We start from the raw sequence: 25,726 nt of genomic DNA on the forward strand, positions 1-25,726 counted from the left end.
CGCCGGCATCGGGATGAAAGGCTGCGGATCGCGCATGGCCATCAGCCCGCCATGCGACGCGCGAGCGCCGCCTTGATGATCGCCTCGGTGCTGCCCTCTTCCTCGAGGCCAGCGAGCATGCGCGCGGCCTCGGCGGGCTTGTAGCCGAGGCTGACCAGCGCCGCCTCGGCCTCGGCCAGCGGCTCCTGGCGCGGCTCGGGGGCGCTGCCGGTCGACGGTGCCACGCCGGCGGCGGGCGTTTCGGCCTCCCAGTGCGGGAAGCGGTCGCGCATCTCGACGATCAGCCGCTCGGCGGTCTTCTTGCCGACGCCGGGCAGGCGAGTCAGCGACTTGACGTCGTCGTCCATCACGCAGCGGATGAAGGCGTCCTCGTCCATGCCGGAGAGGATGGCCAGGGCCAGCTTGGGGCCGACGCCGTTGACCTTGATCAGGGCGCGGAACAGCGCCCGCTCCTGCTCGCGGGCGAAGCCGTAGAGCAGATGGGCGTCATCGCGCACGGTGAGATGGGTATGCAGCACCACGTCCTCGCCGACCCCGGGCAATGCCACCAGGGTGGTCATGGACGCTTCCAGCTCGTAGCCGACGCCGGCCACGTCCAACAGCAGCCAGGGCGGCTGCTTGTCGATCAGGGTGCCTCGCAAGCGTCCGATCATGATATGTCACTGTCCTTGATGATGAATCCGCAGCGCGTCGCGCTCACTATACTGGTCCCCCCCGGGCCATGCCAGCCCGTGGAACGCTGTTCGACAACCGCCTGGGCGTCGCCATCAGGCGACATCACTCGGGGCGAAAGTCGCGCCACGACGCCCCCTTGCCGCGCCCTCGCCCGCCGCCGCCGTAGCTGCCCTGACGGATCAGCCCGAGCCGGGCGTAGGCATGGGTCAGGGCGATGGCCAGGGCGTCGGCGGCATCGGCCTGGGGCGTGCCGGAGAGGCCCAGGATGGCGGTCACCATGTGCTGAACCTGGGCCTTGTCGGCCGCCCCGCCGCCGGTGACCGCCTGCTTGATCTGGCGCGGACCGTACTCGCTGACCGGCAGGCCGTGATTGGCCGCACAGACGATGGCGGTGCCCCGCGCCTGACCGAGCTTGAGTGCCGAGTCGGCGTTCTTCGACATGAACACCTGCTCGATGGCGAACTCGCCGGGACCGTGCAGGCCGATCACCTCGCTGACCCCGGCATAGACCTGGGCCAGACGCTGGGCCAGATCGTCGCCGCGGGTGCGGATGCAGCCGCTGGTCACGTACTTCGGCCTGGGCTCGGTCACGTCCAGCACCCCGTAGCCGGTGATCCGCGAGCCCGGATCGATGCCCAGGATCAGCATGTGCGTTCGCTCGTCGTGAAAGGATTCGTCATCGTGCCGCTTATCGAGAATGTCATCATTGCCGGATCGAGAGCGCGTTGGTGTTCGGCTTCAATCATGCAGCTCTTCCAGAATGTCATCCGAGAAGTCGGCATTGGTGTAAACATTCTGCACATCGTCCAGGTCCTCCAGCCGGTCGACCAGCTTGACGATACGCCGGCCGAGCTCGGCGTCGTCGATGCGGCTGTAATTGTCCGGATAGCGCCCGACGTCGCTGGCCTCGGGGTCGATGCCCGCCGCTATCAGCGCATCCTTGACCGTACCGAAGGTATCCGGCGTGGTGACGACCTCCAGGCGGCCATCCTCGAGGGCCTCGATGTTCTCGGGCTCGGCGGCCAGGGTCGCCTCCATGGCCGTCTCCTCGTCGACGCCTTGCGGCAGCGTCAGCCGCCCCTGCTTGTGGAACATGAAGGCCACGGAGCCGGAGGTGCCGAGATTGCCGCCGTGTTTGCCGAAGGCGTGTCGCACCTCGGAGACAGTTCGATTGCGGTTATCGGTCATGGCCTCGACCATCACCGCCACGCCTTCGGGGCCGTAGCCCTCGTAGACGACCTCTTCCATGGCGTCGCCGTCGGTGTTGCCGGCGCCGCGGTCCACCGCCCGCTGCACGGTGTCCTTGGGCATGTTGTTGCCGAGCGCCTTGTCCATGGCGGCGCGCAGGCGCGGGTTGTCCTCGGGGTCGCCGCCGCCCTGCCGCGCGGCCACGGTCAGCTCGCGGATCAGCTTGTTGAAGATCTTGCCGCGCCTGGCGTCCTGAGCCGCCTTGCGATGCTTGATATTGGACCATTTGCTATGGCCGGCCATATTCCCTCCTTCGTGTCTCGTCGGTGAGTCAGGAAACCGGATTGAATCATCGGCCAGATGAGCTCTCCCGACGACCAGCCTTCACGAGGACGCGGTAAACCCTTCCCTGGGCGCTTCTTTTGACATCCATGTCAAAAGAACCTCGCTTCGGCTGGTCCTCGGTGCTCAGGTCGAGTGTTGGAGCCATATCACCCCCAGAAACGACACCGGCGCCACAAGGGGCGCCGGTGCGTTGACGGAAGACTCGCCGCTTATTCGGCGGTGCCCTCTTCTGCCTTTTCCGCCTTGGCCTTCTGGCGCAGGCGAATGTTGAGCTCCTTGAGCTGCTCGCCGCTGACCTCGCCCGGGGCATCGGTCATCAGGCAGGCCGCGCTCTGGGTCTTCGGAAAGGCGATCACCTCACGGATGGTGCGGGCACCGCTCATCAGCATCACCAGACGGTCGAGGCCGAAGGCCAGGCCACCGTGGGGCGGCGCGCCGTACTGCAGGGCGTCGAGCAGGAAGCCGAATTTCTCGCGGGCCTCTTCCTGGCCGATGCCGAGCAGCTCGAGCACGCTCTGCTGCATGGCCTGGTCGTGGATACGGATCGAGCCGCCGCCCAGCTCGGTGCCGTTGAGCACCATGTCGTAGGCGCGGGACAGCGCCTCGGCCGGGTTGGCCTTGAGCGTTTCCACGTCGCAGGAAGGCGCGGTGAACGGGTGGTGCAGGGCCTGCAGGCGGGCGCTGCCGTCGTCCTCGAACATCGGGAAGTCGACCACCCACAGCGGCGACCACTCGGCGGTGTAGAGGTCGAGGTCCTCGCCCAGCTTGACGCGCAGCGCGCCCAGCGCCTCGTTGACGATGGTGGCCTTGTCCGCGCCGAAGAAGATGATGTCGCCGTCCTCGGCGCCGACGCGATCCAGCAGCTGCTCGACCACGCCTTCCATGAACTTGACGATCGGCGACTGCAGGCCCTCGAGACCCTTGGCACGCTCGTTGACCTTGATCCAGGCCAGGCCACGGGCGCCATAGATGCCGACGAACTTGGTGTACTCGTCGATCTCCTTGCGGCTCAGGCTCGCACCGCCCTTGACCTTGAGCGCGGCCACGCGGCCGTCATCGGCATTGGCCGGGCCGGAGAACACCTTGAAGTCCACGTCCTTCATCAGGTCGTCGACGTCGGTCAGCTCGAGCGGGATGCGCAGGTCCGGCTTGTCGGAGCCGAAGCGCTGCATGGCCTCGGCATAGGGCATGCGCGGGAATGCCGGCAGCTCGACGTCCAGCACGTCCTTGAACAGGTTGCGCACCATGTTCTCGGTGATCGACATGATGTCCTCTTCCTCGACGAAGGAGGCCTCGAGGTCGATCTGGGTGAATTCGGGCTGGCGGTCGGCGCGCAGGTCCTCGTCGCGGAAGCACTTGGCGATCTGGTAGTAGCGATCGAAGCCGGACACCATCAGCAGCTGCTTGAACAGCTGCGGTGACTGCGGCAGCGCGAAGAAGCTGCCCGCATGGGTGCGGCTCGGCACCAGATAGTCACGGGCGCCTTCCGGGGTGGCGCGGGTCAGGATCGGCGTCTCGATGTCGAGGAAGCCCTGCCCCTCGAGGTAGGCACGCACGCTGTGGGAGATGCGCGAGCGAAGGCGCAGCTTCTCGATCATCTCCGGGCGGCGCAGGTCGATGTAGCGATGCTTGAGGCGCACTTCCTCGCCGACCTTGCCGTGCTCGTCGAGCTGGAACGGCGGGGTGGCGGCGGTGTTGAGGACCTCCACGTCCTTGGCCAGCACCTCGATCAGGCCGGTCGGCATGTTCGGGTTCTGGGTGCCCTCCGGGCGCAGACGCACGCGGCCGCTGATGCGCAGCACGTATTCGCTGCGGGCGCGGTCGGCATTGGCGAAGGCCTCGGCGGTGTCGGGGTCGACCACGACCTGGGCGATGCCGTCCCGGTCGCGCATGTCGAGGAAGATGACCCCGCCATGGTCACGGCGGCGATGGACCCAGCCGCACAGGGTGACCGTCTGATCCACCATGGTCTCGTTCAGCTGGCCGCAATAATGGCTGCGCATGTCGTATCCTGTTCTGTTGCGTGAAATGGGGTAAGGAGGCGACGACCGCGGTCAGGCCGCCGACCCGGATGTCTCGCCGCCGCCGGCCAGGTTCTTCTTGCTGCCCGACTTGAAGTCGGTCTCGTACCAGCCGCTGCCCGCCAGGCGGAAGCCCGCCGCGGAGACCAGACGGTCGAGCTCGGCCTGGTCGCAGGCCGGGCAGTCGGTCAGCGGCGCGGCACCGATCTTCTGCAGCTTCTCCAGGCGATGGCCACAGGCCTTGCACTCGTATTCGTAGATGGGCATGGTTCGATATCTCCCGGTAACGACGTCCCAGAGGGCGATGCGGGCCAACCATGCCCGCGACACGTTCTGCGATATAGGGTCGGGCGGCGAAAATTCCAACCAGGCCTGCCCTGAAAGCCCGCTATTATAGCCTGCCGCCGGGCCCCAGGCCCAGCCCCGCAGCGACGTCTCCAACCACAAGGAAGACCGCCATGCATGCCGTGATTCTCGACGCCGCCAGCCTCGGCGACGATATCGATCTGACGCCGATCCGCGAGCAGGTCTCTCGCCTCGATGTCCACGACTTCACCGAGCGCGACGAGGCCGTCGCCCGGCTCGCGGGCGCCGAGGTCGCCATCGTCAACAAGGTGGTGCTCGATGCCGAGGCCCTGGCCGCCCTGCCCGACCTCAGGCTGATCTGCGTGCTGGCCACCGGGACCAACAACATCGCCATGGACGAGGCCGAGCGCCGCGGCATCGTGGTGCGCAACGTCGCCGCCTACGGCACCGCCAGCGTGGCGCAGCACACGATGATGCAGCTGCTGGCCCTGGCCGGGCGGCTGCGGCGCTATCAGCGCGACGTGGCCGAGGGCCGCTGGGGCGAAAGCCCCTTCTTCTGCCTGATGGATCACACCACCCTGCAGCTCGAGGGCAAGCGGCTGGTCATCGTCGGCCAGGGCGAGCTCGGCACCCGGGTCGGCGAACTCGCCGGCGCCTTTGGCATGGACGTCGTCTTCGCCGCCCGCCCCGGCGCCGAGCAGGATGCGCGCCCGACGCTGGCCGAGCTCGCCCCCACCGCCGATGCCATCAGCCTGCACTGTCCGCTCACCGAGGCCAGCCGCCACCTGATCGACACCGACCTGCTGGCGACGCTCAAGCCCTCGGCGCTGGTGGTCAACTGCGCCCGCGGCGGCATGATTGACGAGATCGCCGCGCTCGAGGCCCTGCGCGAGGGCCGGATCGGCGGCCTGGCCGTCGACGTGCTGCCCGAGGAGCCGCCGCGCGACGGCCATCCGCTGATCGACGCCCTGAGCGAGCCGCTCAACCTGATCGTGACGCCCCACAGCGCCTGGATCAGCCCCGAGGCTCGCCAGCGCATCGTCCAGCTCACCGCCGACAACCTGAGTCGCCCCATCCGCGACTGAAAACCGTTATTCCGTCAGGCTTGAGCTTGGCGGCTGAGGAAATAGATAACGGTATAAAGTCGATATCGGGTCGCTACCCGGCTTGCGAAGGTCGTCTTGGCCCCCGATACTCTCGCCGGTATCGCTTTCACCCAAGCCTCTCATCCGGACGACGGCATGCTGCACAATTTCGGGTCGATCAATCTCGACCATATCTATCGCGTTCCCCACCTGGTCACGCCCGGCGAAACCCTCACCAGCCATGGCTATCGCGTCGGGCTCGGCGGCAAGGGCGCCAACCAGTCGCTGGCCATGGCTCGCGCCGGCGGCCAGGTACGCCACTGGGGCCGACTCGGCCGCCAGGACGCCTGGGCCCGCAACCTGCTCGAGGCGTCCGGCGTCGACGTCGGCAGCGTCGAGCTGGTCGACGAACCCAGCGGGCACGCCATCATCCAGGTCGACGATGCCGGTGAGAACGCCATCCTGCTGTTCCCCGGCGCCAATCACGGTTTCACCGAGGCGGCGCTGGACACCCGGCTGGCCGAGGCCGCGCCCGGCGACTGGCTGCTGGCCCAGAACGAATGCATCGCCCTGCCCTACCTGTTCGAGGCGGCGCGCGAGCGCGGGCTGCATATCGCCTTCAATCCGGCACCGATGACCGCCGATGCCGCCGAGCTGCCGCTGGAGGCCTGCCGGCTGCTGTTCGTCAATCGCAGCGAGGCGGAAATGCTCACCGGCCTGCCTGCCGGCAGCGCGGCCTCCGCCCTGCTCGACGCACTGGCCGAGCGTCTGCCCACCACCGAGACCGTGCTGACCCTGGGCGGCGACGGCGCCTGGTATCAGGTCGGCGAGACGCGCCACTTCCAGCCGCCGATGCCGGTCACGCCGGTCGACACCACCGCCGCCGGCGACACCTTCATCGGCTACTATCTGGCGGCGCTGCAGGACGGCCAAGGCCCCGAGGCATGCCTGGAACGGGCCGCCGCGGCCGCCGCCCTCGGCGTGCAGCGCTCCGGTGCGGCCGAAAGCATCCCCGAGGCCGCCGAGGTGGCCCGGTGGCAGCGCCAGACCCAGACCCCGAACACTCCCTGAACCGACCGCCGAGGACGCCATGTCTGAACCGATCATCTTCGATACCGATCCGGGCGTCGACGACGCCCAGGCCATCGCCATCGCCCTGCGCCATCCCGACATCGAGCTGCTGGGCATGACCACCACCTTCGGCAACGTCGACGTGGAGACCGCCACCCACAACGCGCTGCTGCTGTCCGAGCTGGCCGGCCAGCGCATCCCGGTGGCCCAGGGCGCGGCGGTGTCGATGGTCAAGCCGCGTCATCCGGCGCCGGCGCACATCCACGGCGCCAACGGCCTCGGCGACATCGACCTGCCCGCGGTGACCGGCCAGGCCGACGCCCGCAATGCCGCGCAGTTCATCGTCGATACCGTCAACGCCCGCCCCGGCGAGGTGTCGCTGGTGGCCGTGGGGCCGCTCGGCAACCTGGCCGCGGCGCTGCAGATCGACCCGAGCATCACCGAGCGGGTCAAGCGCGTGGTAGTGATGGGCGGCTCGATCAAGGAAGGCGGCAACGTCACCCCGGTGGCCGAGGCCAACATCTTCAACGACCCCCACGCCGCCCAGCGGGTGCTGACCGCCGGCTGGCCGCTGACCCTGGTCGGTCTGGACGTCACCCACCGCTGCGTGCTGGCCCCGCAGCACATGGAACGCATCGCCGCCGGCCAGGGTGCGCTGGGCGAGGTGCTCGCCGGCAGCTACGCCTTCTACCGCGAGTTCTACCAGGGCGCGCTGGGCATCGACGGCTGCTGCCCGCACGACAGCCTGGCCCTGGCCTGGCTGGTGCGCCCGGAGCTGTTCACCGTCGCCAGCGGCCATCTCAACGTGGCCACCGAAGGCCCGGCGGAGGGCCAGACCCTGTTCGCGCCCGAGGGGCGCGAGTTCATCGCCCCGCGCTGGTCGCAGACGCCGCTGGCCGACGTCTGCCTGGGCGTCGACGGCGAGGCCGTGGTCGAGTGGATCACCGAGACCCTCGCCTGATGCAGCGAGCATCGCGAAGCAGAACGACACCGCCGGCCCACTGGGCCGGCGGTTTTCGTTGGCGTGCCGTGTCGCGCTCGTGCCAGCGTCAGCCGGTGATGAAGTCGTCGGGCGCCTCGCCTTCCGCCAGCGTGATCTGCTCGGTCTCGACGCTCGTGACCTCGGCGTTCGGCGGCCCCTGCCACAGCCAGGCCGCCACGGCCTCGACGTCTTCCCGCGCCCCGCACAGCAGCACCTCCACGCGCCCGTCGACGAGATTGATGGCGTAGCCGGTCACCCCGGCCTGCCTCGCGCGTTCCTGGGTGGAGCGGCGATACCAGACGCCCTGGACGCGGCCGCTGACGCGCGCCTTGATGGCATGAGCTTCCATACGACGTCTCCTTTCGTGAGCGGTTGGCGGTGTCGATGTCCTAATCTACAGGGTGACACCGGCGCTGCCGCGGCCACAAGCCTCGCGGCGCCGCCTCGCCGTCCCGGTTTCCTCACAAGGGAGACGCCTCATGCCGGTCTTCGATCATCCCGACTTCGACCACCATCAGCAGGTCATTCACGGCTGCGACGCCGCCAGCGGCCTGCGTGCCATCATCGCCATCCACGACACCACGCGAGGCCCCGCGCTCGGCGGGCTGCGCATCTATCCCTACGCCAGCGAGGCCGACGCTCTCACCGACGTACTGCGGCTCTCCCGCGGCATGACCTACAAGTCGGCGCTGGCCGATCTGCCACTGGGCGGGGGCAAGGCGGTGATCATCGCCGACCCGCACCGCGACAAGACGCCCGAGCTGCTGCATGCCATGGGCCGTCTGATCGATTCACTGGTGGGCCGCTATATCACCGCCGAGGATTCGGGCTCCGACGAGGCGGACATGCGTGTCATCGCCGAGGTCACCGAACACGTCAGCGGGCTCGGCCGCGATGGCGCCTCCGGCGATCCCTCTCCCTGGACCGCCCTCGGCGTCTTTCATGCCATGCAGAGCGCCGTCTACCACGGCCTCGGCCGGGCGGAATCCGAGGATCAGTTCGCCGGCCTGCGCATCGCCATTCAGGGTGTCGGTCACGTCGGCGCCTCCCTGGCCCGGCGTCTCCACGATGCCGGCGCCGGGCTGGTGCTGGCAGACGTCGACCGCGACGCCGCGGCCCGGCTGGCCGGGGAGCTCGACGCCAGGATCGTGGCGCCCGAGGCCATCGTCGATGCCGAGGTCGACGTCTTCGCCCCCTGTGCCATGGGCGCGGCGCTGACGCCGGAGGTGGTCAGGCGCCTGAAGGCGCGGGTGGTATGCGGCGCAGCCAACAATCAGCTGGCCAGCCCCGAGGTGGCGGATCGGCTGCGCGATCGCGGTATCCTCTACACGCCCGACTACGTGGCCAACGCCGGCGGCGTGATAGAGATCGCCTGGCAGCGCCGCGAGGCGGTGACGGCGCATATCGCCAGGATCGGCACGACCCTCGACGAGATCTTCGCCAGGGCCGCCCAGGAGGGCCGCAGCCCGGCGCTGGTCGCCGACGACCTGGCCCGGGAGCGCTTCGAGACCGCCGGCTGAGGCTCAGCGTTACTGGCGCGCCTCTCGAGAAGAGGAAGGCGAGTCGGAAGGCGACGCTTCCGGGTCTTGTGCCTCTGCGGTCGACTCATCAGAGGAGGAAGAGACGCGCTCGTCGGCGGCCGTGTCAGCCGATGCCTCGTGGGGCGACGTGTCGTCCCGGTGGCGGCCGGGCCACCAGCGACGGCCGTTCGAGGCCGTGTCGCGCGACGCCTCCTCGATCAGCTCGTGATGCACCAATACGGCGGTATTGCGCGGGATCACCTTGCCGCCGCGGGCCAACAGCAGGCTCTTGGTGAAGGCGGCGCCAAACAGGAGAATGAGAGACGAGTAATAGACCCACAGCAGCACGACCACCACCGAGCCCGCCGCGCCGTAGGTGGAGGCGGTAGCGGTATAGGCCAGATAGGTGGCGATGGCGCTGCGCCCCACGGCGAACAGCAGCGCGGTGACCACGGCGCCCACCAGCACGTCGCGCCAGCTCAGCACCACGTCCGGCAGCACCCGGAAGATGGTCGCGAACAGGGCGCTGACCAGCGCCAGCGAGACCAGGAACTCGATCCCGGTGGTCAGGGCGCCGACAAACGGCATCAGGTCATTGGCCGCGTGGAGCAGCGACTTGACCGCCACGCCCAGCACCAGCGACACCAGCAGGATGAAGCCGATAGCCAGCACCACCGTCATCGACAGGGTGCGCTTCTTGAGCAGCAGCAGCACGCTGTTGGCCTTGGGGTGGGCGGTGACGCCCCACAGCGTATTCAGCGAGTACTGCATCTGGCCGAACACGGTGGTCGCGCCGACCAGCATGGCGCCGAGCCCCATCAGCGTCGGCCACAGGCCGGAGGCCTCGATGCGCGACTGAGCCACGGCATCCTGGATCGCCTGGGCCGCGCCGGTGCCCATGGTGCCCTCGAGCTGGGCGACGATCTGTCCCTGGGCGGCCTCCTCGCCCAGCACCAGGCCGATCACGGTGACCGCGATGATGATCGTCGGCGCCAGCGAGAACAGCGTGTAGAACGCCAGCGAGCCGGCATAGCTGAAGGCGTTGCGCTCGACCCACAGCTTGACGGCGTCGCGGGTCACGCCCCACCAGAAGAGGACGACCTGCTTGATACGGCTCCACATCACGATGTCTCCTTCACAGTCCCTTGCCGGCCCAGCATACCCGAGCGCTTCCGACGTCACGAGCATTGCGCGGCCTGTGGCGGCTCACCATAATGGGCCCTTTTCCCGCCGGAGCCCCGCCATGTGTCCGCCGCCGGACGCCGAGCCGTCATCCCCCGACTTCGATTGCCTGGTCTTCATCGGCCGCTTCCAGCCCCCGCATCTGGGGCATCTGGCGGTGATCCACGAGGCGCTCAAGCGGGCCCGGCAGGTGATCGTGCTGGTCGGCTCCGCCTGGCAGGCGCGTTCGCTGCGCAACCCCTGGCGTTTCGACGAACGGCGCCGGATGCTGAGGAGCGCCTTCGACGCCGACGACAACGCCCGGCTCGAGATCGTGCCGCTGCTCGATGCGCTCTACAACAACGACGTCTGGGTGCGCGACGTGCAGCGCAAGGTGCGCGACATCGCCTCGCCCAGCCATGCCCGCCTGCCGCGCATCGGCCTGATCGGCGCCAGCCGCGGCCAGTCGAGCTACTATCTTTCGCTGTTCCCGCAGTGGGAGTCGGTCAGCGTGCCGATGGTCGAGGGCATCTCCGCCAGCCAGATCCGCGAGCGCCTGTTCCGCTCGTCGATCGCCGCCGCGGACTACGCCAGCGCAGGCGCCTCTCATGACCTGCCGCCGGGCGTGGTGGACAGCCTCAAGGGCTTTCTCGAGACCGAGGCCTTCGAGCAGCTGGTGGAGGAACAGGGGCTGCTGGAGCAGTACCGCCAGGCCTGGGCCCAGGCGCCCTACCCGCCGGTGTTCGTCACCGCCTGCGCGGTGGTGGTGCAGTCGGGGCACGTGCTGCTGGTCAAGCGCACCGCGGCCCCCGGCAAGGGGCTCTATGCTCTGCCCGGCGGCTTCATCAGCCCCCAGGAGCGGCTGCTGGATGCCTGCCTGCGCGAGCTGCGCGAACGGGTGCGGCTGAAGGTGCCGGAGCCGGTGCTGAAGGGATCGCTGCGCGGGCAGCGGCTGTTCGACGAGCCGCATCGCAGCTGGCGGGGACGCACCCTGGCCGAGGCCTTCTACTTCGCCCTGCGTCCGGAGCAGCAGCTGCCGCAGCTCAAGCCGGTCAAGGGCGGCGACCACGCCCGCTGGGTGCCGCTGGCCGACCTCGAACCCGACGCGCTGTTCGAGGACCACTTCTTCATCATCCAGAACTTCCTGGGCCTGCCCGCCGACTTCGGTGGGCCGTGACAGGGGACGGCGAGTCCCTCCAACCCCAGCAGTGATGCTTGAACGCTAAAAAAGTCGAGATTTCCGTAACGAGCGAAGATTAGGTCGGTCACCGCCGCAGCGCAGCTACCGGAGTGTAGCCTGCTACATGAGGATAGCGAGCAGCGCCGGTGGCCGAGCTATCGAGCGCAGTAGGAAATCCCGCCTTTTTCAGGCCTGCAGGAAATCCCGCGGCAACTTCATCATCTGCCGCCACAGCTTCTCCACTCCCGGCTTGTGCACCAGCGAACAGCGATAGAGGCGGATCTCCAGCGGCACGTCGTAATGCTCGGCGCCGGCGCGCACCAGGCGACCGCTCTTGAGTTCCTCGCGGATACAGAAGTCGGGAATCCAGGCCATGCCCACGCCCTGCAGCACCATCCCCTTGAGGCCCTCGGCCATGGCCGTCTCGTAGACCACCCGCAGCCGCATGCGCAGCGGATCGTTCTTGAGCAGCATGCGCACGCTACGGCCGAGGAAGGCGCCCTGGGTGTAGGCAAGATATGGCACCTCCTGACGCCCCTCCAGCGAGAAGCGTGGCGCGCCCGCCTCGTCCGGCAGGCTCACCGGCACCATCTGGACCTGGCCGATGGAGAACGACGGGAAGACCTCGGCGTCGAGCTGCATGGTGGCGTAAGGATCGTAGTAGGCCAGCATCAGGTCGCAGTTGCCTTCCCGCAGCACGTGGATGGCATCGCCCACGTTCATGGCCACCAGCCGCGTCGGCAGCTCGCCCACGCCCTTCTGCAGCCGCGAGATCCAGGGCGGGAAGAAGCTCAGCGCCAGGGAGTGGGCGGCGACGATGTCGAGCGCCTCGTTGGCCATGGACAGCCCGCGCAGGTGGCCGAGGCTCTCGTTGAGCTGCTCGACCATGTTGCGGGCGGTGACCAGGAACAGCTGGCCCTGGGGGGTGAGATCGACCGGCGTGGTGGAGCGGTCGACCAGGGTCACGCCCACGGCCTGCTCCAGGGAGCGGATGCGGCGACTGAAGGCCGGCTGCGTGACGTGACGCTGGCGGGCCGAGGCGGAAAAGCTGCGGGTATTGGCCAGGGCGACGAAGTCTTCCAGCCACTTGGTCTCGAGGTTCACCGGGACTCCCGATCACGGATGCATTAGCGGCCCTGGGGCCAGCCCGGTCGCTAATGTACCCCAGGCGCCGATGCGACCCAAGCGAGAAAGCCTCACTGCACCGGCGCGAACAGGTAGGCCCCCCGGGAGACCAGCTTTTTCCACAGCGGGCGCGAGCGGATCTCCTCCAGCGAGACCTCGCGGCAGTTGGCGAAGTCCCGCTCCAGCATGGCCTCCACCTCGGTGGCGAAGCCCTGGTCCGGCACGAAGGCGGTGACCTCGAAGTTGAGCCGGAAGGAGCGATTGTCGAGGTTGACGGTGCCGACGCAGGCCGCGGCCTGGTCGATCAGGATCACCTTCTGGTGGAGGAAGCCCGGCTGGTAGCGATAGACCCTGACCCCGGCGCGCAGCATGTCGGGCAGGAAGGAGAAGGCCGACAGGAACACCAGCAGGTGATCGGGCCGCTCGGGCATCATGATGCGCACGTCCACCCCGCGCATGGCCGCCAGACGCAGGGCATCCTGCACGCTGTGATCGGGCACGAAGTAGGGACTGGTGATCCATAGCCGTTCGTGGGCCCGGTGGATGGCGTGCTGCACCAGCAGGCTGGCGGTTTCCTGGGGGTCCGCCGGCCCCGAGGGCACGATGACCACGTTGCGACACGCCTGATCGCTCTCGTGCGGCACCCAGTCCAGGCGGATCACCTCGCCGGTGGCCCAGTGCCAGTCCTCCCAGAAGGCCTCCTGAAGCCCCAGCACGCTCGGCCCGACCAGTTTCAGATGGGTGTCACGCCAGTGGCCGTGTCGGGCATTGTAGCCGAGATACTCGACGCCGACGTTATGCCCCCCCACCCAGCCCATGTGGCCGTCGACCACCACGATCTTGCGATGGTTGCGGAAGTTGAGCTGGAAACGATGACGCAGTCCGCGGGACGAGTGGAAGGCGCTGACCTCGATGCCGGCCTCGCGCAGCGCCTTGAGGTAACTCTCCGGCAGCGAGTGACTGCCGATCTCGTCGTACAGGAAGCGTACCCACACCCCCCGTTCCGCCGCCGCGCGCAGATGCTCACTGAGCCGACGGCCCAGCTCGTCGTCGCGCACGATGAAGAACTGGATCAGGATATAGTCCTCGGCGGCGTCGATCCCGGCGAACAGGCTCTCGAAGGTGGCCTCGCCGTCGATCAGCAGCTCGGCGTCGTTGCCGCTGGTCATCGGCATCATCGCCAGCTTCTCCACCGCTCGCACGTCGGCTTCCCGGGCACCGGCCAGATAGGGCGCGACCCGCTCGCGATAGCCCTCCAGCACGCGACGCAGCACGGTGTCGCGCTCGCCGCGCGCGGAGACGTAGCCGTAGAAGCGCGGACGCCCGAACACCCAGTAGGCCGGCACCGCCAGATAGGGCACGGTGACCAGCGACAGGATCCAGGCGATCGCCCCCTGGGAGGTACGTGCCGACATCAGCGCCTGCACCGCCGACAGCATGCCGAGCAGATGGAAGGCGAGGATCACCAGGCCGAACAGCCAAGACGTCATGAGCAGACTCCCTTTCCGTGGGACGTTCGCGAAGCCTCCAGCATACGCAAAACGACAACGGCCCCGCCAGATGGCGGGGCCGTCGATCGTCAGGCTTGCTTTCGGGATCAGACGCGCTCGGCGATGATCTCCTTCCACTTGGCCGGACCGGTCTGGTGGACCGAGGTACCCGCGCTGTCCACGGCCACGGTCACCGGCATGTCCTCCACCTCGAACTCGTAGATGGCTTCCATGCCCAGGTCCTCGAAGCCGACCACGCGCGCCTGCTTGATGGCCTGCGCCACCAGATAGGCGGAGCCGCCCACGGCCATCAGGTAGACCGCCTTGTTGTCGCGGATCGCCTCGATGGCCGCCTCGCCCCGCTCGGCCTTGCCGACCATGCCCTGCAGGCCGGTCTGCTCGAGCATGGTACGGGTGAACTTGTCCATGCGGGTCGCGGTGGTGGGGCCGGCCGGGCCGACCACCTCGTCGCCGACCGGATCGACCGGGCCGACGTAGTAGATGAAGCGGCCCTTGAGGTCCACCGGAAGGCTCTCGCCCTTGGCCAGCATGTCGACCATGCGCTTGTGGGCGGCGTCACGGCCGGTCAGCAGCTTGCCGTTGAGCAGCAGGGTGTCGCCGGGCTGCCAGCTCTGCACCTCTTCCGGGGTAATATCGTCGAGGTTGACGCGCTTGACGTTGTCGCCCGCCTCCCGGGTGATCTCAGGCCAGTCCTCGAGCTTGGGCGCCGGCAGCGCCGCCGGGCCGGTGCCGTCCAGCGTGAAGTGGGCGTGACGGGTGGCCGCGCAGTTGGGGATGATCGCCACCGGCTTGTTGGCCGCATGGGTCGGGTAGTCCTTGACCTTGATGTCGAGCACCGTGGTCAGGCCACCGAGGCCCTGGGCGCCGATGCCGGTCTGGTTGACCTTGTCGTAGAGCTCGAGGCGCAGCTCCTCGGCGCGATCGGACGCCCCCCGGGCCTGCAGGTCCTGGATGTCGATCGGATCGAGCAGCGACTCCTTGGCCAGCTCCATGGCCTTCTCGGCGGTACCGCCGATGCCGATGCCGAGCATGCCGGGCGGGCACCAGCCGGCGCCCATCTTGGGCAGCTGCTCGAGCACCCAGTCGACCACGCTGTCGGAGGGGTTGAGCATGGCGAACTTGGACTTGGCCTCGCTGCCGCCGCCCTTGGCCGCCACGTGCACTTCCACGGTGTCACCGGGCACCAGCTTGTGGTGGATGATCGCCGGGGTGTTGTCCTTGGTGTTCTGACGCTTGCCGTCCGGGTCGGCCAGCACCGAGGCGCGCAGGATGTTGTCGGGCAGCTTGTAGGCCCGGCGCACGCCCTCGTTGACCATGTCGTCGAGGCTCATGTCGGTCTCGAAGCGCACGTTCATGCCGACGTGGACGAAGACGGTGACGATGCCGGTGTCCTGGCAGATCGGGCGATGGCCGGTGGCGCACATCCGCGAGTTGATCAGGATCTGGGCGATGGCGTCCTTGGCCGCGGGATTCTCCTCGCGCTCGTAGGCCGCCGCCATGGCGTCGATGAAGTCCTTGGGGTGGTAGTAGGAGATGTACTGCAGGGCATCGGCGACGCTCTGGATGAGGTCATCCTGGCGGATCACGGTCATGGGCAAGACGCTCCATTGGTGGGTCGACACGCCCGCTTCTCAAGGCAGATGCCGGACTCAACGCTGCTCCGACAGATGCCTGCGGCCGGAAGCCGGTGGCGGGCTCGAACGGGGCGACATTATATCGCACTTGCCTTCCGCCGGCAGTGCTACCGAGGTTAGCGAGGTAAGGACAATGCGAGATAACGGTATAAAATTTCGACGACGCGTCGCAACGTTCAGTCCGGCTGGCAGGACGGGCAGCGATAGAGTCGCCGCGAGGCCACGCTGAGCTTCTCGATCAGCCGTTCGCAGCGATGACACGGGAGGCCTTCACGCTCGAAGGCGGCGAAGCGCCAGCGCCCCTCGCTTCGATCGGCGGCGGCCCAGTCGTCGCGATTGGTCACCCCGCCGGTCTCGTAGGAACGCCGCGTCAGCGCCAGCATCTGCTCGGCCAGCTGCCTACGCTGATTGTCGGTCAGGTCGATCGGCCGGGCCCGGTGCGAGAGCGCGGCGAAGAACAGGATCTCCGAGCGCAGGTAGTTGCCGAGCCCCGCCACCAGGGACTGGTCCAGCAGCAGGCCGCCCAGGCGACGTCCGCGCCAGCGCGGGTCCATCAGCCGCTCGAGGATGGTGTCGACCGTCACCTCGTGGGTCAGCAGGTCGGGGCCGAGCCGCGACAGGAAGGGATGCTCGTGCAGGCGCCCTTCTTCCCACAGCGACACGTCGGAGGCGCTGTAGAGGCTCGCCATGCGATCCCCGGCGGTCAGGCGCACGCGCAGCGAGCGTTGGGTGTCCGGCTCGCGCTCGGCGTCGTGGAGCTTCCACACGCCATATAGCTGGTTGTGCGAATACAGCACCCGACCGTCGTCGAAGCGGGTCAGCAGTGCCTTGCCCCAGCTGTCGACCGCCCTCACCTCGCGGCCGATCAGCGAGCCGGCCTGCTCCGCCAGCTCGGGAAACGCGAACCAGGCGTCGTCGAGGCGACGCCCGGCGATATGGTCGTGCAGCGCATCGGCCGCACGACGAATCTCGGGTCCTTCCGGCATGCTTTCTCCTTACCAACACATTTCATATCGACCAGGCGATGCCTGAAAGGCGACGAGTGCAGCCGTCTTCAGGCGCATCTAGCCCACTGCGAGCTGGCGCTCCTTCAACTCCAGCAGTCGGTCACGCAGCCGCGCGGCCTCCTCGAACTCGAGGTTCTGGGCCGCCTCGGACATGGCGTCCTCCAGTCGGGTAATCTCCTTCGCCAGCTCGGCCGGCCCCAGGTCGTTCGGATCGTAGACCGCCGAGCCCTCGGCCACCTTGCGCTCGCTCTTGCGGCCCTTGCCCTTACGCCCCGGGGCCTCGGCGGCCTCGAGGATGTCGGCCACCGAGCGATGCACCGTCTCCGGCACGATGCCGTGCTCCTCGTTGTGGGCGATCTGCTTGGCGCGGCGACGCTCGGTCTCGTCCATGGCGCGGCGCATGGAGTCGGTGATGCGGTCGGCGTAGAGCACCGCCTTGCCGTGGGCGTTGCGCGCCGCCCGGCCGATGGTCTGGATCAGCGAGCGTTCGTTGCGCAGGAAGCCTTCCTTGTCGGCGTCGAGGATCGCCACCAGCGACACCTCGGGAATGTCGAGGCCCTCGCGCAGCAGGTTGATGCCGACCAGCACGTCGAACTTGCCGAGGCGCAGGTCGCGGATGATCTCGACCCGCTCCACGGTGTCGATGTCGGAGTGCAGGTAGCGCACCCGCACGTCGTGCTCGTCGAGATATTCGGTGAGATCCTCGGCCATGCGCTTGGTCAGGGTGGTGACCAGCACGCGCTCCTCGACCGCGGTGCGCTCGCGGATCTCGGACAGCAGGTCGTCGACCTGGGTGGAGGCCGGCCGCACCTCGAGCTCGGGGTCGAGCAGCCCCGTGGGGCGCACCACCTGCTCGACCACCTGACCGGCGTGCTCGGCCTCGTAGGGGCCGGGCGTGGCCGAGACGAAGACCGTCTGCGGGCTGATGCGCTCCCACTCCTCGAACTTCATCGGCCGGTTGTCCAGCGCCGAGGGCAGGCGGAAGCCGTACTCGACCAGGGTCTCCTTGCGCGAGCGGTCGCCCTTGTACATGCCGCCCACCTGGGGAACGCTGACGTGGGACTCGTCGATGAACAGCAGCGCGTCGCTGGGCAGGTAGTCGAAGAAGGTCGGCGGCGCCTGGCCCGGCTCGCGGCCGGAGAGATAGCGCGAGTAGTTCTCGATGCCGTTGCAGTAGCCGAGCTCGAGCATCATCTCGATGTCGTAGAGCGTGCGCTGCTCGAGGCGCTGGGCCTCCACCAGCTTGTCGTGCTGGCGCATGAAGGCCAGCCGCTCCGCAAGCTCCTCCTTGATGCGGTCGATGGCGCCCATGATGGTCTCGCGGGGCGTGACGTAGTGCGACTTCGGGTAGATGGTCATGCGCGGGACCTTGCCGCGCACCTCGCCGGTCAGCGGGTCGAACAGGCTGATGCCGTCGATCTCGTCGTCGAACAGCTCCACCCGCACCGCCTCGTCCTCGGCGTCGGCCGGGAAGATGTCGATCACGTCGCCGCGCACCCGGTAGGTGCCGCGCTTGAAGTCCAGGTCGTTGCGGGTGTACTGCAGCTCCGCCAGACGGCGCAGGAAGGCCCGCTGGTCGATCAGCTCGCCGCGATTGAAGTGCAGGCGCATCTTCAGGTACTGATCGGGATCGCCGAGGCCGTAGATCGCCGACACCGAGACCACGATCAGGGCATCGCGACGCTCGAGCAGCGCCTTGGTCGCCGACAGCCGCATCTGCTCGATGTGGTCGTTGATCGAGGCGTCCTTCTCGATGAAGGTGTCCGAGGACGGCACGTAGGCCTCGGGCTGGTAGTAGTCGTAGTAGGAGACGAAGTATTCCACGGCGTTGTCGGGGAAGAACGACTTGAACTCGCCGTAGAGCTGGGCCGCCAGCGTCTTGTTGGGCGCCATGACGATGGTCGGACGCTGCAGGCGCTCGACCACGTTGGCCATAGTGTAGGTCTTGCCCGAGCCGGTCACGCCGAGCAGCGTCTGGTGGGCCAGCCCCGCATCGAGCCCGTTGACCAGGCCCTGGATGGCCGAGGGCTGGTCGCCGGCGGGCCGGTACTTGGACGCGAGTCGGAATGCCTTGCTCATCGGATCTCCTGGTCTTGTGAGGGCTCAGTCGCGCTGCCGGGTGGTGATCTCCACCGTGGCGGCGGTCATCAGGCGGTGGATCGGGCACTTGTCGCTGATTTCCTCGAGCCGCGCCCGCTGGTCGTCGTCGAGATCGCCGAGGAAGGCCATGACAACCTCCAGACGATAGACGCCGCGACGCTCCTCGCGTTCATCGCGATTGACCGTCACCTCGACGCCCTCCAGCGGCCATTCCTTGCGCTGCGCGTACATCTGAGCGGTGATCGCCTTGCAGGCGCCCAGCGACAGGTCGAAGTAGTCGTGGGGATCCGGCGCGCTGCCCTCGCCGCCGAAGGCCTCGGGCACATCGACGAACAGGTCCTCGACGCCCTCGAGCTCGACCCGCTGGCGGAACACGCGACCGCGCTGGCTGGTGACGCGAATCGGCGGCTTCATCACGACACCTCGATGCCGAGCCCCAGCTTCTTGACGGCCTGGATCAGCGCCTCGCGGCGCGCCCGGCCGTCGACCTCGGCGCCGTGGCGGCCGACCTCGACACTTTCGACGCCGTCGAGCATCATCAGGGCGGTGGTGATGCGATTGACCTGATCGGCGTTCTCGACGCCCTTGAAGGTAAGGCTCTGCTGGGCCATGGGCTGGCTCTCCGGTCGGCTGGATGGGAATGGCACGAGTCTAGCATGCCGCTTCGGGGCCCGGCAGCGGTTGCAATGCCGCTCCGACGCCCTCATCTCAGGGGACCACAGGCCTAAGGAAAGAGACGAGGAAGATCTCACATGAATGATTGGCTCGACCGCCTCGGCGGCCGCCGGGAAGACGACACGCGCCTCGTCTTCGACACGCCGGACCAGGCCCATCTCGCCATGGACGCCACCGTGATGACGCCGCTGGTCCACCTGGGCATCCTCGATGTCAGCGGCGCCGACGCCGAACGCTTCCTGCAGGGCCAGACCAGCGCCCAGGTGTCACTGGCCGACGGCGCCTTCGCGCCGCTGACCGTCTTCTGCACGCCCAAGGGGCGGATGCTGGCCAACGCCCAGCTGTGGCGGGTGGCCGAGGGCCACTACCGGCTGCTGATGCATCGCAGCCTGGTGCAGGGCCTGCACGACCAGCTCAAGAAGTTCGCGCCCTTCTACAAGGCCGAGCTGACGATCCGCGACGACCTGGCGCTGATCGGGCTGATCGGCCGCGAGGCGCCGGCGGTGGCCGAGGCGCGCCTGGACGTGCGGCCGCCCACGGCCTGGCATCAGGCCAACGGCGATGACCTGCAGCTGCTTGCCCATCCCGGGCCGCGCCCCCGCCTGCTGGCCTGCCTGCCCGCCGAGCGCGCCGAGACCGTCTGGCAATCGCTGGCCGATCAGGCCACTCCGGTCGATAACGCCGTCTGGCGCCTGCACGACATCCAGGCCGGGCTGGCCTGGCTCACCGCCGACCAGGCCGACGCCCATCTGCCGCAGATGCTCAACTGGGAGGCGCTCGGCGGCATCAGCTTCAAGAAGGGCTGCTATACCGGCCAGGAAGTCGTGGCCCGCGCGCACTTCCGGGGCCAGGTGAAGAAGCGCCTGGTACGCGGCCAGCTCGAAGGCGAGCGACTGCCCGCCGAGGGCAGCGCCGTGGAGGATGCCAACGGCAAGCGCCTGGGCGAGGTGCTGTGCGCCGAGCTCGACGCCTACGGCCAGCCGGAAGTGCTGGCGGTGATGAGCACCAAGGAAGCCCCCGAACCGCTCAGCGTCGACGGTCAGCAGTTCAAGCGCCTGCAGCTGCCCTACCCGCTCGAGCGTCTGGATCCGGAGAGCCTGGCCGCCAGGGCCTGATCGTCCGCGTCACTCAGACGCCGGCAGGCCGAACAGCCACCGAGCGGTGGCGGTGCTGTCCGCCGCCACCCGCTCGGCGGACTGCCCCCGCAGCTCGGCCACACGACGACACACCTCGCTGACCCGGACCGGCTCGTTGCGCTCGCCCTGATGGCCGGCCGGCGGCATGTCCGGACTATCGGTCTCCAGCACGTAGCCATCGTCCGGCAGTTCCGCCACGCTGCGCTGCAGGCGCCTGGCTCTCTCATGGGTCAGCGCCCCGCCGAGCCCCACCGCGAAGCCGAGTTCGAGAAACGCCTTCGCCTGCTGCGGCGAGCCGGCGAAGGCGTGGATCAGCCCGCCGGCCTCGGGCGCCAGCTGACGCAGCCGCTTGGCCAGCCGGTCGTTGGCCCGCACGCAGTGGATCACCAGCGGCAGGTTCCGCGCCCTGGCGAGGCGGACCTGGGCGTCGAACAGCGCCCACTGGGCGTCCAGGGTGTCGGTGAAGCGCGCATCGATGCCGCACTCGCCCAGCGCCACCACCTCGGGATGACGGTCCAGCGCCGCCGCCAGGGCATCGATATCGCCCTCGCGGTGATCGTCCATGAAGTACGGATGCAGCCCCAGGCAGACGCTGACGTCGTCTCGCGCCCCCAGCGCCAGCACCCGCGGCCAGTCACACCGCCGCGTGCCCGGCACCACGAAGTGCCCGACGCCCGCCGCATGGGCACGCGCCAGCACCGCCTCGCGGTCGGCGTCGAAGTCGGGGAAGTCCAGATGGCAGTGGGCGTCGATGAGCATGGGCTCAAGCTACAAGCTGCAAGCTGCAAGCTGCAAGCTGCAAGCTGCAAGCTGCAAGTCAGGAGCATGAAACCGCCCGCAGCAAAAGAAAACCCGAAGGCCAAGGCCTTCGGGTTTTCTTGTAGCTCGGCGCTTGTAGCTCGGCGCTTGTAGCTCGTCGCTTGTAGCTCGGCGCTTGTAGCTCGGCGCTTGTAACTCCGGACGCAGCCCGGTTCAGTGCTCCCGGGTCGGGCTGAAGCGCACGTCCGGCCAGCGCTCCTGGGTCATCTGCAGGTTGACCCGGGTCGGCGCGATATAGGTCAGGTAACCGCCGCCGTCGATAGCGAGGTTCTGGCTGGCCTTGCGCTTGAACTCCTCGAGCATCTTGGCGTCGTCGCAGTAGATCCAACGGGCGGTCTGGACGTTGATGCCCTCGTAGATGCAGTCGACCTTGTACTCTTCCTTGAGGCGATGGGCGACGACGTCGAACTGCAGGGTGCCCACGGCGCCGAGGATCAGGTCGTTGTTGTCCATCGGCATGAACACCTGGGTGGCGCCCTCCTCGGACAGCTGCTGCAGGCCCTTCTGCAGCGCCTTCATCTTCAGCGGGTCCTTGAGGCGTACGCGCTTGAACAGCTCCGGCGCGAAGTGCGGAATGCCGGTGAAGCGCATGTCCTCGCCCTGGGTGAAGGTGTCGCCGATCTGGATGGTGCCGTGGTTATGCAGGCCGATGATGTCGCCCGGCCAGGCCTCCTCGACGTGGGCGCGATCCGAGGCCATGAAGGTCAGGGCATCGGCGATCTTGACGTCCTTGCCGATGCGCGTGTGGCGCATCTTCATGTTCTTCTCGTACTTGCCCGAGCAGACCCGCAGGAAGGCGATCCGGTCGCGGTGGTTCGGGTCCATGTTGGCCTGGATCTTGAACACGAAGCCGGTGAACGTGCCATCCTCGGCCTCCACCGTGCGCAGGTTGGTCTCCCGCGACTGGGGCGGCGGCGCGTACTCGACGAAGCCGTCCAGCATCTCGCGCACGCCGAAGTTGCCCATGGCGGTACCGAAGTACACCGGGGTCAGCTCGCCGCGACGATAGGCCTCGAGATCGAACTCATGGGAGGCGCCGCGCACCAGCTCCACTTCCATGCGCAGTTCCTCGGCGGCATCCTCGCCCAGGATCTCGTCGACCTCGGGGCTGTCGAGGCCCTCGATGCGCTTGTCCTCGGGGATGCGGTTGCCCTGGCCCTGGGTATAGAGGTGGATCACGTCGTTGTAGAGGTGATAGACGCCCTTGAAGTGGCGGCCCATGCCGATTGGCCAGGTCATGGGCGCGCACTGGATGTTGAGCACCTTCTCGACCTCGTCCATCACCTCGATCGGATCACGGATGTCGCGGTCCATCTTGTTGATGAAGGTCAGGATCGGCGTGGTGCGCAGCCGGCAGACCTCCATCAGCTTGATGGTGCGGTCCTCGACGCCCTTGGCGCCGTCGATCACCATCAGCGCCGAGTCTACCGCGGTCAGCGTGCGGTAGGTGTCCTCGGAGAAGTCCTCGTGGCCCGGGGTGTCGAGCAGGTTGACGATACGCCCGCCGTAGGGGAACTGCATCACGGAGGTAGTCACCGAGATGCCGCGCTCCTGCTCCATCTTCATCCAGTCGGAGGTGGCATGACGATCGTCGCGCTTGCTCTTCACCGAACCCGCCATCTGGATGGCGTTTCCGAACAGCAGCATCTTCTCGGTGATGGTGGTCTTACCGGCGTCGGGGTGCGAGATGATCGCGAAGGTGCGGCGCAGCGCGGCTTCTTGGGCGATAGGGTCGGTCGACATTGAGGCTCGTTGCTGATTTGTACTCACCCTTGTACTCATTTTTCAAAGTGCTCGGGTGATGGTGGCTGTGAGAATGGTGCGGATTGTACCGCTCGGCCCGCCCGCTGTCTCGACGGCGTGGGGTCGGGTCGGAACCCGTGCCGCAGGCTGATGACGTACATTCGATGTCAGCCATTGCCTACAGGGCTCGCGCGCGCCGACAGACTACCATCAGCGCTGACATCACCTAATAGAGAAATATCGAATGAACGATATCACGCTGATGCCGGAGCCGCGCGGGGGCTGGCTCATGATGTGTTCTTGCGGAACCAGTGAAATTCGCCCCTCGGCGATGGACACCTGGCACGAATTCGCCGTCACCGCCGTTGAAGATCGCACCTACCAGCTGGTCTGCAGCCAGTGCCACCAGCGGAGCCTCTATCATCAGCCGACGCCGGCCGCGGAAGACGACCGCTAGCCTGCTCCCCTACACCACCTCGCCCAGCGCCTCGCCCAGCGCCTCGATGATGAAGGCCTTGACCTGCGGATCGTCGGGCTCGGCCACTTCCACCGCCAGCAGGCGCATGGCCAGGATGTCGCTGCCGCGGCTGACGTCGTAGAGCGGGTAACAGCGCGCCCCGGACTGCAACATCAGGAAGAGCCCCTGACGCGGATCCCAGCCGACGCCGCGTAGCGGCTCTCGACGCGGGACGACGAAGACCACCTCGGGCGCGTCGCCGCCGCGCTCGTGCAATCGGTGAAGGGGACGCCGCTCGACCTCGACATGACACATGTGACCGCCTCCGGCTGACCAGATGGGTCCTATACCATAGTCCAAAGGGGAGACGACGAAGGGCGCCATGCGGATGAAAGTTTTGCGTCCGCGACGTTGTCGAACAGCGGTCGATGTCCGGCTTGGGGTCAGTCCACCTCCTCAAGGCTTGCGGCCAGCGCCTGCTCCCAGCGTGAATCGCGCTCGCCGCAGGCGATGAAGGCCGGGTTGAGCAACGAGGCCTGATAATTGCAGCGCAGCGGCATCAGGGTCCGCGCATCCAGCACCTCGCCCCCGGCCGCCGTCACCACCGCCTGCCCCGCCGCCGTGTCCCACTCGCTGGTCGGCCCGAAGCGCGGATAGAGATCGGCCACGCCCTCGGCCACCAGGCACAGCTTGAGCGAGCTGCCTCGTGAGACCAGCGCGTGGCGCGGCAGGCGTTCCATGAATGCCGCCAGCGCCGACAGGCCATGGGAGCGGCTCCCCATGACACACCAGGGCTCGCGGTCCGGATCCGGCAGCGCGCGAACGCCGATCGTGTGCGTCTCAACGCCCTCGCGACGCCAGGCGCCCTCCCCGAGCTGACCGAACCAGCTCACGCCGAGCGTCGGCGCATGCACGATGCCGAAGGTCGGCACGCCGTCCTCGATCAGCGCCACGTTGAGCGTGAAGTCGCCGCTGCGCCGGATGAACTCCTTGGTGCCGTCCAGCGGATCGACCAGCCAGTAGCGCCGCCAGGCGCGGCGAATGGCGTAGGGCACGGCCTCCGACTCCTCGGAGAGCACCGGCACCGCCGGCGTCACCTCGTCGAGCAGCTCGAGAAGCGCATGGTGGGCGCAGAGATCGGCCTCGGTGACCGGGCTGTCGTCGGCCTTGGTCTCGACATCGAAGGGTCGCCGATAGATCGCCATCACCGCCTCGCCCGTCGTCTCGACGCCCGCCAGCAGCCGCTCGCGCAGCGCGGGTGTGACGAAGGCGCGTCCTGCTTGCCCCGACTCGGCGATCACCATGGCAGGCGCTCGCCGTTGCTGTGCCAGAAGGCGCCGCTGGTCTCCAGCGTCAGCGCCTCGATGCGCGTGGCCAGCCCGGCGGCGGCCTCTTCCGGCGAAATCAGGCCGCCGAAGCCGACCATCCGCGTCTGCACGTAGCCCGGATGCAGCTGGGCCACGGCGATGCCGCGCGGCGCCAGGTCCACCGCCAGTGACTTGCCGAAGGCGTTCAGCGCCGCCTTGGAGGCGCGGTAGCCGTAGCGGCCACCCGAGTCGTTATCGGCGATCGAGCCCATACGGCTGGTGATGTTGGCGATCTTCGCCCCCTCGCCCAGGCGCGGCAGCAGCGCCTCGACCACACGCAGCGGGGCATAGACGTTGATCTCCATCTGGGCGCGGATCGCGTCGAAGTCGAGCGCGCCCAGCACCTCGTCGTGGAGCATCCCGGCGTTGTTGATCAGCAGATCGAGCGGCTGACCTTCGAGCGCCTCGGCCAAACCAGCGACATCGGCCTCCTGCGTCACGTCGATGCCTTCGATGACGCGAGCCGCCACCTCGGCCAGCTCGAACGAGGCCTCGCGGCAAACGCCGATCACGGCCCAACCCGCCTCGTGGTAGTGGCGTGCCAGCGCCAGCCCGACGCCACGATTGGCGCCGGTGATCAGCACGGTGGTTGTCATGCTTGTGTCTCCCTGATGGGGT

The 25,726-nt window shown here is 68.0% G+C and carries 25 protein-coding genes and 1 pseudogene; 7 read left to right on the forward strand and 19 right to left on the reverse strand.

Going from position 1 to position 25,726, the window contains the following annotated elements:
- Positions 1-41: 41 nt before the first annotated feature.
- From ruvA to MYL53_RS04155, 5 genes are all read right to left on the reverse strand, one after another.
- Positions 42-653 carry a Holliday junction branch migration protein RuvA gene (gene ruvA / locus MYL53_RS04135; RefSeq protein WP_247852149.1) on the reverse strand — a complete coding sequence of 204 codons (612 nt, stop codon included), beginning with the start codon at positions 651-653 and terminating at the stop codon, positions 42-44.
- 124 nt (positions 654-777) lie between these two features.
- Positions 778-1,323: a crossover junction endodeoxyribonuclease RuvC gene (gene ruvC / locus MYL53_RS04140; protein WP_247852150.1), complete on the reverse strand. Its 546-nt coding sequence runs from the start codon at positions 1,321-1,323 to the stop codon at positions 778-780.
- A 90-nt stretch (positions 1,324-1,413) separates the two neighbouring features.
- Positions 1,414-2,166 carry a YebC/PmpR family DNA-binding transcriptional regulator gene (locus tag MYL53_RS04145; protein WP_247852151.1) on the reverse strand — a complete coding sequence of 251 codons (753 nt, stop codon included), beginning with the start codon at positions 2,164-2,166 and terminating at the stop codon, positions 1,414-1,416.
- Positions 2,167-2,417: 251 nt separating this feature from the next.
- Positions 2,418-4,211, reverse strand: a complete 1,794-nt coding sequence (aspS, locus tag MYL53_RS04150; RefSeq protein ID WP_247852152.1) for an aspartate--tRNA ligase — start codon at positions 4,209-4,211, stop codon at positions 2,418-2,420.
- A gap of 51 nt (positions 4,212-4,262) precedes the next feature.
- Positions 4,263-4,496, reverse strand: a complete 234-nt coding sequence (locus MYL53_RS04155; RefSeq protein ID WP_247852153.1) for an FmdB family zinc ribbon protein — start codon at positions 4,494-4,496, stop codon at positions 4,263-4,265.
- A gap of 191 nt (positions 4,497-4,687) precedes the next feature.
- Here MYL53_RS04155 and MYL53_RS04160 point away from each other — a divergent pair, with 191 nt between their 5' ends.
- From MYL53_RS04160 to MYL53_RS04170, 3 genes are all read left to right on the forward strand, one after another.
- Positions 4,688-5,620, forward strand: coding sequence for a D-2-hydroxyacid dehydrogenase (locus MYL53_RS04160; protein ID WP_247852154.1), 933 nt, complete (start codon positions 4,688-4,690; stop codon positions 5,618-5,620).
- 156 nt (positions 5,621-5,776) lie between these two features.
- Positions 5,777-6,691: a ribokinase gene (locus tag MYL53_RS04165; protein ID WP_247852155.1), complete on the forward strand. Its 915-nt coding sequence runs from the start codon at positions 5,777-5,779 to the stop codon at positions 6,689-6,691.
- Positions 6,692-6,710: 19 nt separating this feature from the next.
- Entirely contained in the window at positions 6,711-7,652 is a 942-nt protein-coding gene (locus MYL53_RS04170) for a nucleoside hydrolase (RefSeq protein WP_247852156.1), read from the forward strand.
- An 88-nt stretch (positions 7,653-7,740) separates the two neighbouring features.
- Here the strand turns inward: MYL53_RS04170 and MYL53_RS04175 are convergent, their stop codons facing one another.
- Positions 7,741-8,022, reverse strand: a complete 282-nt coding sequence (locus tag MYL53_RS04175; protein WP_247852157.1) for an acylphosphatase — start codon at positions 8,020-8,022, stop codon at positions 7,741-7,743.
- Between the two features lie 130 nt (positions 8,023-8,152).
- Here MYL53_RS04175 and MYL53_RS04180 point away from each other — a divergent pair, with 130 nt between their 5' ends.
- Positions 8,153-9,193 (forward strand): Glu/Leu/Phe/Val family dehydrogenase, encoded by a 1,041-nt coding sequence (locus MYL53_RS04180; protein WP_247852158.1) that lies wholly within the window; start codon positions 8,153-8,155, stop codon positions 9,191-9,193.
- Between the two features lie 216 nt (positions 9,194-9,409).
- Here MYL53_RS04180 and MYL53_RS04185 read toward each other — a convergent pair.
- A pseudogene (locus tag MYL53_RS04185) lies at positions 9,410-10,315 on the reverse strand (YihY/virulence factor BrkB family protein); the annotation flags it as partial.
- A 121-nt stretch (positions 10,316-10,436) separates the two neighbouring features.
- Between MYL53_RS04185 and MYL53_RS04190 the strand changes: the two are divergent.
- On the forward strand, positions 10,437-11,531 hold the full coding sequence (locus tag MYL53_RS04190; protein WP_247852159.1) for a bifunctional nicotinamide-nucleotide adenylyltransferase/Nudix hydroxylase: 1,095 nt from the start codon (positions 10,437-10,439) through the stop codon (positions 11,529-11,531).
- 189 nt (positions 11,532-11,720) lie between these two features.
- Here the strand turns inward: MYL53_RS04190 and MYL53_RS04195 are convergent, their stop codons facing one another.
- From MYL53_RS04195 to MYL53_RS04225, 7 genes are all read right to left on the reverse strand, one after another.
- Entirely contained in the window at positions 11,721-12,638 is a 918-nt protein-coding gene (locus tag MYL53_RS04195; protein ID WP_247852160.1) for a LysR substrate-binding domain-containing protein, read from the reverse strand.
- 92 nt (positions 12,639-12,730) lie between these two features.
- Positions 12,731-14,149 carry a cardiolipin synthase gene (gene cls / locus MYL53_RS04200; RefSeq protein ID WP_247852161.1) on the reverse strand — a complete coding sequence of 473 codons (1,419 nt, stop codon included), beginning with the start codon at positions 14,147-14,149 and terminating at the stop codon, positions 12,731-12,733.
- A 107-nt stretch (positions 14,150-14,256) separates the two neighbouring features.
- Entirely contained in the window at positions 14,257-15,762 is a 1,506-nt protein-coding gene (locus tag MYL53_RS04205) for a fumarate hydratase (protein ID WP_247852162.1), read from the reverse strand.
- A 218-nt stretch (positions 15,763-15,980) separates the two neighbouring features.
- Positions 15,981-16,790: an endonuclease VIII gene (nei, locus tag MYL53_RS04210; protein ID WP_247852163.1), complete on the reverse strand. Its 810-nt coding sequence runs from the start codon at positions 16,788-16,790 to the stop codon at positions 15,981-15,983.
- A gap of 78 nt (positions 16,791-16,868) precedes the next feature.
- Complete coding sequence (uvrB, locus tag MYL53_RS04215) at positions 16,869-18,890, reverse strand: excinuclease ABC subunit UvrB (RefSeq protein ID WP_247852164.1); 2,022 nt, start codon at positions 18,888-18,890, stop codon at positions 16,869-16,871.
- A gap of 24 nt (positions 18,891-18,914) precedes the next feature.
- Entirely contained in the window at positions 18,915-19,325 is a 411-nt protein-coding gene (locus MYL53_RS04220) for an OsmC family protein (RefSeq protein ID WP_247852165.1), read from the reverse strand.
- Positions 19,325-19,522, reverse strand: a complete 198-nt coding sequence (locus tag MYL53_RS04225; protein WP_016854870.1) for a hypothetical protein — start codon at positions 19,520-19,522, stop codon at positions 19,325-19,327. Before MYL53_RS04225 ends, MYL53_RS04220 begins: the two co-directional genes overlap by 1 nt.
- A gap of 141 nt (positions 19,523-19,663) precedes the next feature.
- Between MYL53_RS04225 and ygfZ the strand changes: the two genes are divergently transcribed.
- Positions 19,664-20,701 carry a CAF17-like 4Fe-4S cluster assembly/insertion protein YgfZ gene (gene ygfZ, locus MYL53_RS04230; protein ID WP_247852166.1) on the forward strand — a complete coding sequence of 346 codons (1,038 nt, stop codon included), beginning with the start codon at positions 19,664-19,666 and terminating at the stop codon, positions 20,699-20,701.
- A 9-nt stretch (positions 20,702-20,710) separates the two neighbouring features.
- On the opposite strand, the gene MYL53_RS04235 is transcribed toward ygfZ, so the two are convergent.
- The gene (locus tag MYL53_RS04235; RefSeq protein WP_247852167.1) at positions 20,711-21,481 is read right to left on the reverse strand and encodes a TatD family hydrolase; all 771 of its coding nucleotides are present in this window, start codon (positions 21,479-21,481) and stop codon (positions 20,711-20,713) included.
- Between the two features lie 213 nt (positions 21,482-21,694).
- Entirely contained in the window at positions 21,695-23,284 is a 1,590-nt protein-coding gene (locus MYL53_RS04240) for a peptide chain release factor 3 (RefSeq protein WP_247852168.1), read from the reverse strand.
- A gap of 244 nt (positions 23,285-23,528) precedes the next feature.
- Here MYL53_RS04240 and MYL53_RS04245 point away from each other — a divergent pair, with 244 nt between their 5' ends.
- The gene (locus MYL53_RS04245; protein WP_247852169.1) at positions 23,529-23,741 is read left to right on the forward strand and encodes a hypothetical protein; all 213 of its coding nucleotides are present in this window, start codon (positions 23,529-23,531) and stop codon (positions 23,739-23,741) included.
- Between the two features lie 9 nt (positions 23,742-23,750).
- On the opposite strand, the gene MYL53_RS04250 is transcribed toward MYL53_RS04245, so the two are convergent.
- From MYL53_RS04250 to MYL53_RS04260, 3 genes are all read right to left on the reverse strand, one after another.
- Positions 23,751-24,056 (reverse strand): hypothetical protein, encoded by a 306-nt coding sequence (locus MYL53_RS04250; protein WP_247852170.1) that lies wholly within the window; start codon positions 24,054-24,056, stop codon positions 23,751-23,753.
- Between the two features lie 128 nt (positions 24,057-24,184).
- A complete protein-coding gene (gene cysQ / locus MYL53_RS04255; RefSeq protein WP_247852171.1) occupies positions 24,185-25,045 on the reverse strand; it encodes a 3'(2'),5'-bisphosphate nucleotidase CysQ in 861 nt (286 codons plus the stop codon).
- Positions 25,039-25,704 (reverse strand): SDR family oxidoreductase, encoded by a 666-nt coding sequence (locus MYL53_RS04260; RefSeq protein WP_247852172.1) that lies wholly within the window; start codon positions 25,702-25,704, stop codon positions 25,039-25,041. Before MYL53_RS04260 ends, cysQ begins: the two co-directional genes overlap by 7 nt.
- Positions 25,705-25,726: the final 22 nt, after the last annotated feature.

Origin of the sequence: Halomonas getboli (assembly GCF_023094245.1) — a bacterium.
Taxonomy (GTDB): Bacteria; Pseudomonadota; Gammaproteobacteria; order Pseudomonadales; family Halomonadaceae; genus Halomonas; species Halomonas getboli.

What these genes read in the sequence shown, in the direction of transcription:
- ruvA (WP_247852149.1), bottom strand. Translation starts at nt 653, where the DNA reads ATGATCGGACGCTTGCGAGGCACCCTGATCGACAAGCAGCCGCCCTGG.
- ruvC (WP_247852150.1), bottom strand. Translation starts at nt 1,323, where the DNA reads ATGCTGATCCTGGGCATCGATCCGGGCTCGCGGATCACCGGCTACGGG.
- MYL53_RS04145 (WP_247852151.1), bottom strand. Translation starts at nt 2,166, where the DNA reads ATGGCCGGCCATAGCAAATGGTCCAATATCAAGCATCGCAAGGCGGCT.
- aspS (WP_247852152.1), bottom strand. Translation starts at nt 4,211, where the DNA reads ATGCGCAGCCATTATTGCGGCCAGCTGAACGAGACCATGGTGGATCAG.
- MYL53_RS04155 (WP_247852153.1), bottom strand. Translation starts at nt 4,496, where the DNA reads ATGCCCATCTACGAATACGAGTGCAAGGCCTGTGGCCATCGCCTGGAG.
- MYL53_RS04160 (WP_247852154.1), top strand. Translation starts at nt 4,688, where the DNA reads ATGCATGCCGTGATTCTCGACGCCGCCAGCCTCGGCGACGATATCGAT.
- MYL53_RS04165 (WP_247852155.1), top strand. Translation starts at nt 5,777, where the DNA reads ATGCTGCACAATTTCGGGTCGATCAATCTCGACCATATCTATCGCGTT.
- MYL53_RS04170 (WP_247852156.1), top strand. Translation starts at nt 6,711, where the DNA reads ATGTCTGAACCGATCATCTTCGATACCGATCCGGGCGTCGACGACGCC.
- MYL53_RS04175 (WP_247852157.1), bottom strand. Translation starts at nt 8,022, where the DNA reads ATGGAAGCTCATGCCATCAAGGCGCGCGTCAGCGGCCGCGTCCAGGGC.
- MYL53_RS04180 (WP_247852158.1), top strand. Translation starts at nt 8,153, where the DNA reads ATGCCGGTCTTCGATCATCCCGACTTCGACCACCATCAGCAGGTCATT.
- MYL53_RS04190 (WP_247852159.1), top strand. Translation starts at nt 10,437, where the DNA reads ATGTGTCCGCCGCCGGACGCCGAGCCGTCATCCCCCGACTTCGATTGC.
- cls (WP_247852161.1), bottom strand. Translation starts at nt 14,149, where the DNA reads ATGACGTCTTGGCTGTTCGGCCTGGTGATCCTCGCCTTCCATCTGCTC.
- MYL53_RS04205 (WP_247852162.1), bottom strand. Translation starts at nt 15,762, where the DNA reads ATGACCGTGATCCGCCAGGATGACCTCATCCAGAGCGTCGCCGATGCC.
- nei (WP_247852163.1), bottom strand. Translation starts at nt 16,790, where the DNA reads ATGCCGGAAGGACCCGAGATTCGTCGTGCGGCCGATGCGCTGCACGAC.
- uvrB (WP_247852164.1), bottom strand. Translation starts at nt 18,890, where the DNA reads ATGAGCAAGGCATTCCGACTCGCGTCCAAGTACCGGCCCGCCGGCGAC.
- MYL53_RS04220 (WP_247852165.1), bottom strand. Translation starts at nt 19,325, where the DNA reads ATGAAGCCGCCGATTCGCGTCACCAGCCAGCGCGGTCGCGTGTTCCGC.
- MYL53_RS04225 (WP_016854870.1), bottom strand. Translation starts at nt 19,522, where the DNA reads ATGGCCCAGCAGAGCCTTACCTTCAAGGGCGTCGAGAACGCCGATCAG.
- ygfZ (WP_247852166.1), top strand. Translation starts at nt 19,664, where the DNA reads ATGAATGATTGGCTCGACCGCCTCGGCGGCCGCCGGGAAGACGACACG.
- MYL53_RS04235 (WP_247852167.1), bottom strand. Translation starts at nt 21,481, where the DNA reads ATGCTCATCGACGCCCACTGCCATCTGGACTTCCCCGACTTCGACGCC.
- MYL53_RS04240 (WP_247852168.1), bottom strand. Translation starts at nt 23,284, where the DNA reads ATGTCGACCGACCCTATCGCCCAAGAAGCCGCGCTGCGCCGCACCTTC.
- MYL53_RS04245 (WP_247852169.1), top strand. Translation starts at nt 23,529, where the DNA reads ATGAACGATATCACGCTGATGCCGGAGCCGCGCGGGGGCTGGCTCATG.
- MYL53_RS04250 (WP_247852170.1), bottom strand. Translation starts at nt 24,056, where the DNA reads ATGTGTCATGTCGAGGTCGAGCGGCGTCCCCTTCACCGATTGCACGAG.
- cysQ (WP_247852171.1), bottom strand. Translation starts at nt 25,045, where the DNA reads ATGGTGATCGCCGAGTCGGGGCAAGCAGGACGCGCCTTCGTCACACCC.
- MYL53_RS04260 (WP_247852172.1), bottom strand. Translation starts at nt 25,704, where the DNA reads ATGACAACCACCGTGCTGATCACCGGCGCCAATCGTGGCGTCGGGCTG.